Origin of the sequence: Nostoc sp. (genome assembly GCF_036917355.1) — a bacterium.
In the GTDB taxonomy this organism is placed as follows: Bacteria; Cyanobacteriota; Cyanobacteriia; order Cyanobacteriales; family Nostocaceae; genus Nostoc.
The window spans coordinates 1-13,276 of sequence record NZ_JBALDP010000038.1 but is presented as its reverse complement, the minus strand read 5'-3'; the positions used below and the strand labels follow the sequence as shown (position 1 = coordinate 13,276).

At 42.1% G+C, this 13,276-nt stretch carries 11 protein-coding genes; 10 read left to right on the top strand and 1 reads right to left on the bottom strand.

What is annotated here, in order from left to right; translation table 11 throughout:
* Window positions 1-119: 119 nt before the first annotated feature.
* From V7K53_RS11320 to V7K53_RS11275, 10 genes are all read left to right on the top strand, one after another.
* A complete protein-coding gene (locus V7K53_RS11320; protein ID WP_335197607.1) occupies window positions 120-629 on the top strand; it encodes a gluconokinase in 510 nt (169 codons plus the stop codon).
* 137 nt (window positions 630-766) lie between these two features.
* Window positions 767-1,090 carry a DUF1815 family protein gene (locus tag V7K53_RS11315; protein ID WP_292718521.1) on the top strand — a complete coding sequence of 108 codons (324 nt, stop codon included), beginning with the start codon at window positions 767-769 and terminating at the stop codon, window positions 1,088-1,090.
* Window positions 1,091-1,418: 328 nt separating this feature from the next.
* A complete protein-coding gene (locus V7K53_RS11310) occupies window positions 1,419-2,315 on the top strand; it encodes an inositol oxygenase family protein (RefSeq protein ID WP_335197606.1) in 897 nt (298 codons plus the stop codon).
* Window positions 2,316-3,097: 782 nt separating this feature from the next.
* The gene (locus V7K53_RS11305; RefSeq protein WP_335197604.1) at window positions 3,098-4,099 is read left to right on the top strand and encodes an ABC transporter substrate-binding protein; all 1,002 of its coding nucleotides are present in this window, start codon (window positions 3,098-3,100) and stop codon (window positions 4,097-4,099) included.
* Between the two features lie 125 nt (window positions 4,100-4,224).
* Window positions 4,225-5,253, top strand: a complete 1,029-nt coding sequence (locus tag V7K53_RS11300) for an ABC transporter substrate-binding protein (protein WP_335197603.1) — start codon at window positions 4,225-4,227, stop codon at window positions 5,251-5,253.
* A gap of 442 nt (window positions 5,254-5,695) precedes the next feature.
* Window positions 5,696-7,252: a sugar ABC transporter ATP-binding protein gene (locus tag V7K53_RS11295; RefSeq protein ID WP_335197602.1), complete on the top strand. Its 1,557-nt coding sequence runs from the start codon at window positions 5,696-5,698 to the stop codon at window positions 7,250-7,252.
* Window positions 7,249-8,247 carry an ABC transporter permease subunit gene (locus tag V7K53_RS11290; protein ID WP_292811820.1) on the top strand — a complete coding sequence of 333 codons (999 nt, stop codon included), beginning with the start codon at window positions 7,249-7,251 and terminating at the stop codon, window positions 8,245-8,247. The genes V7K53_RS11295 and V7K53_RS11290 overlap by 4 nt, the downstream gene beginning before the upstream one ends.
* Window positions 8,248-8,364: 117 nt before the next feature.
* Entirely contained in the window at window positions 8,365-9,765 is a 1,401-nt protein-coding gene (locus V7K53_RS11285) for a sugar porter family MFS transporter (protein WP_335197601.1), read from the top strand.
* A gap of 139 nt (window positions 9,766-9,904) precedes the next feature.
* Entirely contained in the window at window positions 9,905-10,960 is a 1,056-nt protein-coding gene (locus V7K53_RS11280; RefSeq protein WP_335197600.1) for a Gfo/Idh/MocA family oxidoreductase, read from the top strand.
* Between the two features lie 106 nt (window positions 10,961-11,066).
* Window positions 11,067-12,680: an iron uptake porin gene (locus tag V7K53_RS11275; RefSeq protein WP_335197599.1), complete on the top strand. Its 1,614-nt coding sequence runs from the start codon at window positions 11,067-11,069 to the stop codon at window positions 12,678-12,680.
* Between the two features lie 80 nt (window positions 12,681-12,760).
* Here the strand turns inward: V7K53_RS11275 and V7K53_RS11270 are convergent.
* A partial coding sequence (locus V7K53_RS11270) for a HEAT repeat domain-containing protein (protein ID WP_335197597.1) occupies window positions 12,761-13,276 on the bottom strand: 516 nt, incomplete at its 5' end.

The following is a 13,276-nucleotide window of genomic DNA, read 5'->3' as shown; positions in this document are numbered from 1 at the left end:
CAACTCACATTTCGCATGGAAAGGAGTTAATAGTCCTGATTTTTACCTCCGGTTCATGATTACAACTACAAGTTACGAATTACAAATTCCGAATTAGTTGAACTTTTATTAAGAAAAAAATGATTATTATCGTCATGGGTGTATCAGGTTCTGGGAAAACCACTATCGGAAAACTGCTAGCAGACTCCTTAGAATGGGAATTTAGCGACGCAGATACTTTCCACTCACCAGAGAATGTTGAGAAAATGCGGCGCGGTATCCCTCTGAGTGAAGAGGACAGAATCCCCTGGTTACAAGATTTGCAAACAGCCATCAAGCATTGGCTACAAGAAAATAAAAATGTGGTGCTGGCGTGTTCGGCTTTAAAAGATAGCTATCGGAAATTTTTGGTATTGGATAGCGATGGCGGAGCCAACGCCAAGGACGATCGCATCAAGCTAGTTTACCTCAAAGGGTCTTATGAGTTGATTCAAATGCGCTTACAAGAGCGTAGCAATCATTACATGAGCGAAAAACTGCTCGACAGCCAGTTTTATACCCTTGAAGAACCAGTAGATACTCTATGTATGGATGTTGCACAGCCGCCTCAGATAATTGTCCAAAACATTAGAACTGCTCTGGAAATTTAGCTTATTGGTGACAACCGTAATATTAAGATTAATCACGTATCTAGGAAAACACGAACTTTTGGCAACTAAATCGCATCAGATGTAAGTCTAAATCAATATCAAAGCAAGCAGATACCTGTAATGGTAGGAGAAAACTAGTGTTTCTAAGATTAGCGCAACAGCATCAGCAATTCGTTCAAGACTTGGTAATGAACCTGCAAGCCTTGACAATTATACTTGAGCGGCGTGGCTATACTGCCTCATGTTATACATGCGGCGATCAAATGAAGAGTGCTTCATTTATGGTTAGCCTGAAAGAAAAGCACCTGATTCGGTTTTTAGTATCTGATTACGGGATTACTTGGATGGAATTGTGGGACGATCGCGAATTAATGAAGTTGGAAGGTGCAGAAGCGATAAACCAACTACAAGAGTTGGCTAATATTGTTAAGTATTCCACTGCTGTACAATTGACAAATTGATACTAGGCTGGTTGAGTCAGACAGAATATTTCATAAGTATAGCCTTTGCACACGTGTATAAGCTAAAAGATTATCTTATGTTTAGTAAATTTATGTACGGATGTGCAAAAAACAAAAGCACTATTTTTAATCTGAACCAAACAGATCGGATCGGACACTTAGGGAAGTAGGTTGTGCATAAGTATCCAAAGACGAAATGAAACTTAACACATATTTTTGCACACGTGTGCAAAAATAATAAATAAGTCCAAGACAGCTTATGCAGACCTGTGCATAAAAGAGCGCGAAAGTACCATGTAACAAATACAATATCGACAAGTAGGAAGATATGTCTCAAACTTTAAATAATGCCATTCTTCAGCTTCAAAACAATCCCTTACATTCACTAGAAGAATGGGAAGAAGACTTACTTAATCGTTATCCCGATCCAGATAGCATAGTTAAAGAAGGTAAAACCACCGAAGAGTACAGGAATTACGAAACGACTATTAGAGATACGGTGAAAGAGTTTTATCGGTTAAATCATATTAATCAAACATATAATTTTGTACTTCAAAAAGAAAAAGAGTTTTTGAAGTTTGATAAAAAAGAAATGTCTGTTTGGGATGCGGTCGAATTTTTGAATCAATTAGTTGATGATTCCGATCCTGATACAGACATGGATCAGTTACAGCATCTATTGCAAACATCAGAAGCTATTCGCGCCGACGATCATCCTGACTGGATGGTACTTACTGGCTTCTTTCACGATATGGGAAAAGTACTTTGTCTATTTGGCGAACCTCAATGGGCTACCGTAGGCGATACTTATCCTGTAGGTTGTGCATTTTCTGATAAAATTGTTTTCTCAGAATTCTTCAAAGAAAACCCCGATTATAATAACCCCGATTACAACACTAAATATGGCATTTATGAGCCTAACTGTGGATTGAGTAATGTACACATGTCATGGGGGCATGATGAGTATTTTTATCAGATGATGAAAAACTATTTGCCCGAACCTGCATTGTATATGCTTCGCTATCACTCATTTTATCCTCAACATCGTGACAATGCGTATGAACATTTGATGGATAAACAAGATCGAGAAATGTTTAAATGGGTGCGTTTGTTCAATCCCTACGATTTGTATTCAAAAAACCCTATTCCTCCTGATTGGCAGAAATTAAAACCATACTATGAAGATTTGGTGGCTAAATATTTACCCGCAACATTAAAGTTTTAAACTGCTGGAAGAAGAATTCATAATCTTCTATTTCTGAGGGGATAAAGTAAGAACAAGAATTAATATGCAAACTTTCTTTATCCCTAATCAAGCTTAAAAATATTATCTTGTTTACTCTTCTATTGCCTGCATGTGATGGAGGAGGAATAACAAATAAATACGCTTGGCAAGCTGATTAGAGTTCATTTAGAAAATCTAACCAAAGGATGTTTACATTTTTCAAAAACTAGCATTCAAAATCAAAAAGCTCTCTACTTTAATAGTATCTTTTCTGAGAAATATTAGTTGAGGAATGTTAACGTTTTTAACATTTACCCTAATATTGAATAGGCTAATTTATGCGAATGCTTTGAAAAGAAGACCTGGGGTTATATTGTGAGATTTAAAACCTTTTCCATTTGTAAAGTTCGATAAACAAAGTTAATTTTTGCACAGGAGCGGGATAAAATGAAAAAAGTCAAAACAAATAAAGATTGACAATTTTAATAAAACTAATTTTTGGAAGTTTCACTTAAAAGGCTGTTTTCAGGCTATAAACTACGAAGTAATTTCACCCAAATAATGTGATTATTCGAAGTAGTGTAATGTTCATGATTCTGCTTTAAGAATAAACCATTTTCTTTCGTGACACTAATAGCAATAACTTCAATTACGTCATATCAAAAGACCTTTGGAGTTGAAATTACAAAAGCTAGTAGTATCGCTAGGTTGTTAGGTCTAAGATTTTCAGACCTATTTACATTACCATGACCTTTCTTAACTTTAAATCCGTTGTTATAAATATGAAGAGAATTTCGCTCATAGTTGGCATATTAGGTTTCGCGGTTGTTAGTTGCACAAATGGCGTTAAAAATGATAACACTGCAACTAATACTAACAACAAAGCTACTAACATAAGTGCAGAGAGTCTTACTAGTCCAAATAAAAAATTGCAAACAATCGGCGTAGCTTTGGGTGATTTAGGCAATCCCTTCTATAATGCAGTGCAGAAGGGGGCCGAAACAGAAGCCCAGAAAATTGGGGGTAATATCAGAGTTAATGCGGTTTCCAGTGCCTTTGACCTAAACCAACAAACCAACCAAATCGAAAATTTTACGGCTGCGAATACCGATCTAATTATCCTCAGTGCTGTTGATAAAAAAGGAGTTAAACCAGTTATTGACCAAGCAAGGCTTGCAGGTAGGGTTGTGATTGCATTAGATTCAGCCGTTGATGCAGATGTGGATGCGATGATTAGTTCCAACAATACCCAAGCTGGTGAGGTTGCTTGCCAATATATTGCCGATCGCCTCAAAGGTCAAGGTAGTGTAGTCATCCTCAATGGGACTCCGATGGACTCAATCAATCAGCGAGTCAGTGGTTGTGAGAAATCCTTGTCCAAATATCCGAATATTAAACTCATCTCTAAAGAGCAAAACGCTGAAGGGACAAGGGATGGAGGACTAAGAGTCATGAGCGATTTGCTGACAACCTTTCCCAAAATTGATGCCGTTTTTGCCACTAACGACCAAAGCGGTGTCGGCGCAGATTTAGCAGCTAAACAAGCAAGACGTAAAGAATTTTTTATTGTTGGGGTTGACGGATCGCCAGATGCAACCAAAGCAATGGAAGATAAGGATGGTGTATTTGCTGCAACTGCTGCTCAAAATCCCGCAGGGATGGCTCAAAAAGCGGTTCAGATTGGCAACGATATCATCCAGGGTAAAAAACCTGAGTCACCAAATATCCTGATTCCAGTCAAGTTGGTTACTAGAGAGAACCTCAGCAGCTATCAAGGCTGGTAATTCGTAATTTGTAATTCGTAATTACGAAAAAAGGCTTGATACAGCGGAGTTACAGTACTTGACCTTGTTTTTTTCATAGTTCGTTTTTAAGTTTGGTGTAAGTAAGAAGGACTTTTAGGAAATATATGAATGTGAAAAAGATTGCGATCGCAGCTAGTCTACTTGGTATCATCAGTGGTAGTCTTGTCGGCTGTACGAATGCTTCTCCCGATAGCAACACTGCTACTAACACTGATACAAAACCTGTTACTAATACTAGTGCAGAAACTAAAACCGCTACTGGGAAGGGAAAATTAAAATCAGTTGCCTTCACCGTTGGTGATTTAAGTAATCCTTTCTTCGTCCTCATGGGACAAGCAACTGAGGCAGAAGCGAAGAAAATTGGCGGTAAGGATGTCAATGTTACCGTAGTTTCCAGTGCCTATGACCTCAATCAACAAGCTAATCAAATTGAGAATTTCACGGCTTCCAATACTGACATAATTATCGTCAATGCTGCTGATAAAAGTGGCATTAAACCAGCAATTGAAAAAGCTAAACAAGCAGGTAGAATTGTCATTGCGGTAGATACAGGTGCGGAAGGAGGTGTAGATGCCACCATTACGACTAATAATGTCCAAGCTGGAGAAGTTAGTTGTAAATATATTGCTGACCGCCTCAAAGGTAAAGGTAATGTTGTCATAGTTAACGGCCCGCCGGTGGACTCGGTGATTCAGCGAGTTAGTGGCTGCGAGAACGTATTGTCTAAATATCCCGATATCAAAATACTCTCCAAAAATCAAAATGCAGAGGGTAGTCGGGATGGAGGACTCAGAGTTATGACAGATTTGCTCACAACCTTTCCAAAGATTGATGCGGTTTTTGCCATCAACGATCCCAGTGGAGTCGGTGCAGAACTAGCAGCGAACCAAGCACAACGTAAAGATTTCTTTATTGTCGGGGTTGATGGTGCGCCAGAAGCAATAACTGCGATCGCAAATAAGGATGGTATATATGCAGCAACTGCTACTCAAAATCCGCGAGGGATGGCCGAAAAAGCAGTTCAAGTTGGTAACGACATCTTAAATGGAAAAAAACCTAGCAGTTCCACCATTTTGATTCCAGTTAAGTTGATCACAAAAGATAACGTCAGTACAGAAAAAGGCTGGAAGTAATAGAAATTGTGAATTTGCAATTGAAAAACATGCCTTTTGATATCAATCTTTTGGTGCATTTGTAAAGTTTTTGCACATACCTAGAATGTCTGACGGTTTTCACTTAAATTAATACCAAACCTCATCTTTGTTCCTGTCTTTTCTTTAATAGAAAGATGGGTTTATCAAGAGGTTAAAACTCTGCTGCACCTAATTGAGAACCGCTATGTATGTGCATCAGGGGAAAATCTGAGTGTCTATTTATAGCACTCAAATTTTCCCAACAACTTCTATTAAGTAACGTTAACAACAAAGTATGAAAATATCTCTTCCCCATTCCCTATTTTCAGACTATTAGTCAGCTTTTAAAACATGATTTGCGGTTAATCAAAGATGAGTTTATTAGTTTGTAATTCACAATCGCGCAATCGCAAATTTTAAATAGTTTTTACAGGTTTTGTTCATGACAACCAATATTGAAACCTCACTTTCTGATACACCAACTAGCACCCCAGTGTTAGAAATGCAAGGAATTACAAAACGCTTTCATGGTGTATCTGCGCTCCAAAATGTTAATCTCACGATTTACCCAGGAGAAGTTCACGCCCTCATGGGTGAAAACGGAGCAGGCAAAAGCACATTGATGAAAATCCTGGCTGGAGCTTATATTGCCGACGAAGGAGAAATTCGCATCAATGGTCAACCCTTAAAAATTACCGATCCGGCGACAGCACGGAAGGCGGGTATTAATCTCATTTATCAAGAACTGAATGTTGCACCGAATTTGACCGTTACCGAAAATATGTTTATGGGTAGCGAGTTGCGGCGAGGTCAGTTTTTAGACCGCAAAGCGATGCAACAAGAAGCAGAGCAAGTGCTGGACAGCCTTGGAGCTAATTTTACCGCGCAGACTATAGTTGGTACTTTATCCATTGCCGAACAGCAGCAAGTGGAAATTGCCAGGGCGCTGAAGGATAAAAGCCGCGTTTTGGTGATGGATGAACCAACAGCCGCCCTATCTGACCGCGAGAGCGACCATTTATTTGAGGTGATTCGCAAACTGCGGCGTGATGGTATTGCCATTATTTACATCAGCCATCGGATGGAAGAAATATATGCCCTAGCTGACCGGATTAGCGTGTTGCGTGATGGTCAATATATTGGCAGTCTGACACGCAGCGAAATTTCTCCACAGCGATTGGTGCAGATGATGGTTGGTCGCTCCATGCAAGACTTTTACGAACATCAACGGCAAATGAATCCTGGCCCAGTGGTGCTGTCAGTCAGGAATATGAGCGACGCCCGCAAAAAGATTGAGCCGGCTAGTTTTGAACTTCATGCTGGAGAAATTCTGGGTTTAGCTGGGTTGGTTGGTGCCGGACGCACAGAACTATCCCGGCTGATTTTTGGTGCAGACCGTAAGGCTAGTGGCGAAGTATTTTTGAATGGCAAAAAACTGGAAATTAATACCCCCAGTGATGCCATTGAAGCGGGAATTGGCTATGTCCCCGAAGACCGCAAAGACCAAGGTTTATTTCTGGAGATGAGCGCCCGCAAGAATATTGCTATCAACACACTCAAGCAAGATGCAAGGGGTGGAATTGTTAACTGGCCTTCAGTGAATCGACTGTCAACAGACGCGGTGGAAAACTTTAATATCCGCCTAGCCAATTTGGAAATTAGAGCATTGGATCTTTCTGGTGGTAATCAACAGAAGCTACTGCTAGCGCGTTGGTTAGCCATTAAACCGAGAGTGTTGATGTTAGATGAACCGACACGCGGCGTAGATATCGGTGCTAAAAGTGAAATTTACCGAATTATGAGCGAATTAGCAGCACAAGGTGTTGCTATTTTAATGGTTTCCAGCGAACTATCAGAGATTGTCGGCATGAGCGATCGCGTCTTAGTGATGCGAGAAGGACAGCTGGTAGGCGAACTGGATGGCAGTCTTGGCAAAGAAATCACCCAAGAAAAGATTATGCACTACGCAACTGGAGCATCGGAGGTATCAGCATTATGAGTCAGACAGTCAGACCGCCTATCAATAAATCAGCCAATAATCCCGCAGCTCGCAACCGGAAATCAATCAGCACTCTGTTGGAAGTTGCGGGTATTTTGCCAATTCTAGTAATTATCTGCATCCTATTTGCATTCCTTTCTCCCAACTTCCTCACCGGCGGTAATATCGTCAATATCTTGCGTCAGGCATCAATCAATATTGTGCTGGCGACAGGAATGACCTTTGTAATTCTCACCGGCGGTATTGACCTTTCGGTTGGGTCAATATTGGCTGTTTCTGCTGTAGTTGCCTTGCTGGTATCGCTACTACCGGCTTTAAGTTGGGCGGCCGTACCTGCTGCCTTGCTGGCAGGATTGCTGTTAGGCTTACTCAACGGTGCGCTCATTACCTTCTTGGATGTGCCACCTTTTATTGTCACGCTGGGTTCACTTACAGCCTTGCGGGGTGTTGCCTTTTTAATTGCCAAGGGTACAACCCTGATTAACCGGGACATAAATTTTGCTTGGGTGGGTAATACATATATTGGCCCCATTCCTTGGCTAGTGATAATTGCGCTACTGACTGTGATAGCTAGCTGGTTTATCCTGCGGCAAACTGTTTTAGGAGTGCAGATATATGCTGTGGGTGGTAACGAGCGAGCAGCCAGATTAACAGGGATTAAAGTTAATCGGGTACTGCTATTCGTCTATGGTATTAGCGGATTACTGGCAGGCTTAGGAGGAATCATGAGCGCCAGCCGTCTTTATAGTGCCAGTGGCGTATTAGGTCAGGGTTATGAATTAGATGCGATCGCAGCTGTTATTCTAGGTGGAACCAGCTTTACAGGTGGTATTGGTACCATTGGCGGCACTCTTTTAGGTGCATTAATTATTGCTATTCTCAACAACGGTTTAACATTGTTGAACCTCTCTTACTTCTGGCAACTAGTCGTCAAAGGACTAGTAATTATTTTGGCAGTAATGATCGATAGGTTACGCAGACGTTCTAGACGATAAAAGGGACTGGGGAGCAGGGGAGCAGAGGAGAAATTGCAGTAAGTCTTTCCTCATCTGCTCCTTTGCACCTCTGCCTGTTCCAATTCCCAGTATATAAACTATGTCTTCTACTAAACTATGTCTTCTACTACTATTCGTCGTAAAGCCAACACGTTTTATGTCATTTTGATTGCTGGTGCTGCGGCACTCGGCGGGTTTTTATTCGGTTTTGACACTGCTGTAATCAACGGCGCGGTTTTATCTTTAGCAAAAGCTTTTAACACCAGTAGTTGGGTGACAGGGCTGGCAGTGTCTCTAGCGTTGCTGGGGTCTGCGATAGGAGCCTTCTTTGCTGGACAGATTGCAGACCGTTATGGTCGAGTCAATGCAATGGTGGTCGCTTCGGCGTTGTTTACTATCAGTGCCATTGGCTCTGGGATGGCCTTCACTATCTGGGATTTTATCTTTTGGCGAGTATTGGGTGGGATTGGCATCGGCGTTGCTAGCGTCATCGCCCCAGCATACATTGCCGAATGTTCTCCCACCCATTTGCGCGGAAGGTTAGGATCTCTGCAACAATTAGCGATCGTAGTGGGAATTTTCGTTGCCTTATTGAGCGACTACTTTATCGCTACGTCAGCAGGTTCAGCAGACTCGCCGTTTTTGTTTGGGGTTGCAGCTTGGCGCTGGATGTTTTGGACAGCAGTCCCACCAGCAGTATTTTACGGGATGGTGGCTTTAACAATTCCTGAATCTCCCCGTTATTTGGTTGCCAAAGGACGAGAATCAGAAGCTGTTAACGTTCTGACCAAGATTTTAGGGGGTGACGTACTGCCAAAAATCGAAGAAATTCGGCAGACAGTGCTTCGCGAACGCCAACCCAGGTTTTCTGACCTCTTAAGCAGAAGTGGCGGACTCCTGCCAATTGTTTGGATAGGAATAGGCTTATCTGTATTACAGCAATTTGTTGGGATTAATGTAATCTTCTACTACAGCAGCGTTTTGTGGCGGGCTGTCGGGTTTTCCGAAAAAGATTCCTTATCAATTACGGTGATTACAGGAGCCGTCAACATTATTACAACACTGATTGCGATCGCCTTCGTGGATCGATTTGGTCGCAAGCCCTTACTTATAGTAGGGTCGATTGGCATGACCTTGACCTTGGGGACGATGGCTTATCTTTTTGGCCATGCTCCCCTCGATGCTGCTGGGAACCCCAATCTTACCGGCAGCGCCGGGACTATAGCCCTCATCGCAGCCAACCTCTATGTATTTTGCTTCGGTTTCTCCTGGGGGCCAGTGGTTTGGGTGCTGTTGGGAGAAATGTTTAATAACAAAATTCGAGCCGCTGCACTTTCGATTGCTGCTGCTATGCAATGGGTTGCGAATTTCGTCATTTCCACAACATTTCCTCCCATACTGCAATATTTCGGTCTAGGTTCTGCCTATGGACTCTATACAATTGCAGCAGCTACATCACTCTTTTTCATTCTCTTCTTTATTAAAGAAACCAAAGGAATTGAGTTAGAAGATATGTAATTGGCATCCATCTAGTCTAGTGGTCTGTCCCAAAAGTTTTAAGAGGTTAGTGGTGTTCAGATCCCCGACTTCTTGAAGAAGTCGGGGATCTAGCAGCCCCGCAAAATTAATGACATCGCTTCAGTCAATCAATAAAAAGATGGAAACTATCAATACGGCTCTTTGTTCTTCTGGTTTATCCGGCATGGTATTTCATGCGCCGTTTATTGATTTACATCCCGGATTTAAATTAGCTGGTTCTTGGGAAAGAAGCAAAAAGCTGATACAGGAACATTATCCTGATGTCAAAAGCTATCCTTCTTTGGAGGCATTGCTAGCAGACGAGCAAGTAATCTTAGTGGTAGTAAATACACCCACTTATACCCATTACGATTATGCTAAACAAGCATTGCTGGCAGATAAACATGTAGTGGTAGAAAAAGCATTCACCACAACGGTAGCAGAAGCAAAACATCTCAAAGAATTGGCACAAAAACAGGGGAAAAAGTTATCTATATATCAAAACCGGAGGTGGGATAGTGATTTTCAAACAGTCAAAAAAATTGTTCAAGAAGGCTTATTAGGTGATATTGTTGAAGCAGAATTTCAATTTCAAAAATATAAGCCAACCCTCAGTCATAAACAACATGTCGAAGTTCCCAGTCCGGGGGCAGGAACATTAAATAATTTAGGGCCGCACTTAATAGACCAAGCTTTGCATCTATTTGGGATGCCTGATGCTATTTTTGCAGACATCCGCATAACTAGGCTGCGATCGCAGGTAGATGATTGTTTTGAGTTGATACTATACTACGACAAACTGCGCGTCAAATTAAAAGCAAGTTTCCTGGTGCGTGAGTCTGCACCTGCCTATATCATACATGGCACGAAGGGTTCTTTTCTTAAAAGCAGAGCCGATAAGCAAGAAGAGTATTTAGTGGCGGGTATGAAGCCCAACACACTTGATTGGTATACAGAGCCAGAAAGTGAATATGGCTTGCTGCATACAGAAAAAGACACAAAAGTAATTCGAGAAAAAGTCAAAAGTTTACAGGGGAGCTATTTAGGCTATTACGATGCCGTGTATAAATCTATTGTTAGTAATCAGCCAATTGCTGTTACTGCCGAAAACGGAATTAATGTAATGAAAATTATAGAAGCGGCTATTAAAAGCAGCAATGGGCAAAAAGTCATAACGTTGCTTGAAGTGAGCTAAAACTCCAACTTAAAGTAACTTTAATGTTGATTAGCTCATACTTTGGTTCGAAGATAACTTCTTTCGTTACAAGCTCGTAATTCAACCATTTTCAATTAATAAATCAATGCTAAAAACTATTTTTTCTAGCTTTTTTCTTTTATTTTTGGCAATTCCAGCAGTTTGGGCAGCACCTCCAGAAGACGATCCTAATGCAACAGATGCTAATCGGACTTTGCAGGGACAAGTCACTTCTGTTTCCCAGTTTTCTGATGTCCAACCAACCGATTGGGCATTTGGTGCATTGCAATCGCTGGTGGAACGCTACGGTTGTATTGCAGGTTATCCCAATTCCACCTATCGCGGCAACCGTGCCTTAACTCGTTATGAATTTGCCGCAGGTTTAAATGCTTGTTTGGATCGGATTAATGAGTTAATTTCTACAGCTACTAGCGATTTAGTTAATAAGCAAGATTTGGCAGTGCTGCAAAAATTGCAGCAAGACTTTGCCGCAGAATTGGCAACCCTGCGCGGACGAGTAGATACCTTAGAGGCACATACAGCAACATTGGAGGCGCAGCAGTTTTCTACTACTACTAGGTTGAATGCTCAAATTATTACCGCTATTAGTGATAGCTTTGGCGATCGAGTCGGTGGTGAAGATGATGAATCCAATCTCTACTTTTCAAATCGGGGTCGTCTTAACTTTGAGAGCAGTTTTACTGGCAAAGATTTATTGCGAGTCCGGCTAGAATTTGGCAACTTTGCGAATTCCAATGGTGCAAGCCAAATTGCCGCAGCCACAGGCACAGGGATGACACGCCTGAACTTTGATTATGACAGCAACGAGACACTTCTTGTCCCTCACATCCGTTATTACTTTCCAGTCAGTGAATCCCTTAACTTCGTTGTTGGGCCTACAGGCATTGGTTACACCGACATTACAACCACCGTCACTCCCCCCACAATCGCTGACGACGGGAATGGGGTTCCCTCACTTTTTGGGTCATACAGTCCCTTATTCCGGCGAGGTGGCGGTGGTGCAGCCGCTAACTGGAACATTACCAAAGACTTGGTTCTCACTTTGGGCTATTTAGCAAACAGCCCCAATGTGCCATCGGGGAGCAACGGCTTGTTTGATGGCGGCTATAATGCCCTAGCGCACTTAGCCTATTATGGTAAGCAAGGAGCGATCGGTGTTGCTTACTCTCATGGCTATACCCCTGCTGGAGTAATCGATCTCTCAGCTGGGACGGGTAGCGTCTTGTCAAACGCTCCCTTTGGCAACAACATTGCTACTTCCAACGATATTGTCGGCACACAAGGATACTATCGCTTCTCCCCGAATTTCCAAGTCCACGCTTGGGGTGGATATATTTGGGCAAATGCCGAGAGTTCTGGTTTGAGTGATATTTCCAATGGTAGGGGTGGAACAGATTCTGTATTTGTAAACAATGGTGACAATGCCAATGTCTGGTTTGGGGCGATTGGTGTGTCGTTTCCCGATGTGGGTGGTAGAGGCAATCTGCCAGGAATTCTCTTTGGTATACCACCCCACGTCTCTAACAGTGATATCCGTCAAGAGGGAGACAACGCTTACCATATCGAAGCATTTTATCGTTATCGACTAAATGACAACATCTCAGTTACTCCTGGTTTTTGGGTGATTCTCAACCCGGAAAACGACAGCAGAAATGATACGCAGTATGTGGGTGTGCTTCGCACAACCTTCGATTTTTAACTGAATGTGAATGGTTTGCTTGACCAACAGAGTGCTGAGTATTCAGCACTCTTTAGGAACTTCCAGTGAAAAAACAAAAATTATTCTTCTGTTACTACCAAATTCCACAGTGCATCAATCCCATTTCCTACATATTCTGAATCCTGGTGTTGTGAAATCCATTCGGCGACAGTAGCAGTAACATTGCTGGAGTTTGTGCCCAACTTGCCCAATGCTTCAGCAGCAGAGCTAGGCACAATCTGACTCTCATCTTTGAGTAAACTCAGCAGTGCTTCAAGTACCTGTGGCGAGGCGTTGCCCAAGTTGCCCAATGCTTCAGCAGCAGAACTACGCACACTCTCACTCTCATCTTTGAGTAAACCCAGCAGTGCTTCAAGTGACTGTGACAAGGCATTTCCCAATTTTCCCAATGCTTCAGCAGCATAGTAACGCACTCTCCAACTCTTATCTTTGAGTAACCTCAGCAGTGCTTCAACTACCTGTGGCGAGGCATTTCCCAATTTGCCCAATGCTTCAGCAGCAGAGTAACGCACTCTCTCATTCTGATCTTTGAGTAAATCTAGCAGTGCTTCAAATACCTGTGGCGAGGTGTTGCT

What these genes read in the sequence shown, in the direction of transcription:
- V7K53_RS11295 (WP_335197602.1), top strand. Translation starts at nt 5,696, where the DNA reads ATGACAACCAATATTGAAACCTCACTTTCTGATACACCAACTAGCACC.
- V7K53_RS11320 (WP_335197607.1), top strand. Translation starts at nt 120, where the DNA reads ATGATTATTATCGTCATGGGTGTATCAGGTTCTGGGAAAACCACTATC.
- V7K53_RS11280 (WP_335197600.1), top strand. Translation starts at nt 9,905, where the DNA reads ATGGAAACTATCAATACGGCTCTTTGTTCTTCTGGTTTATCCGGCATG.
- V7K53_RS11305 (WP_335197604.1), top strand. Translation starts at nt 3,098, where the DNA reads ATGAAGAGAATTTCGCTCATAGTTGGCATATTAGGTTTCGCGGTTGTT.
- V7K53_RS11285 (WP_335197601.1), top strand. Translation starts at nt 8,365, where the DNA reads ATGTCTTCTACTACTATTCGTCGTAAAGCCAACACGTTTTATGTCATT.
- V7K53_RS11290 (WP_292811820.1), top strand. Translation starts at nt 7,249, where the DNA reads ATGAGTCAGACAGTCAGACCGCCTATCAATAAATCAGCCAATAATCCC.
- V7K53_RS11310 (WP_335197606.1), top strand. Translation starts at nt 1,419, where the DNA reads ATGTCTCAAACTTTAAATAATGCCATTCTTCAGCTTCAAAACAATCCC.
- V7K53_RS11275 (WP_335197599.1), top strand. Translation starts at nt 11,067, where the DNA reads ATGCTAAAAACTATTTTTTCTAGCTTTTTTCTTTTATTTTTGGCAATT.
- V7K53_RS11300 (WP_335197603.1), top strand. Translation starts at nt 4,225, where the DNA reads ATGAATGTGAAAAAGATTGCGATCGCAGCTAGTCTACTTGGTATCATC.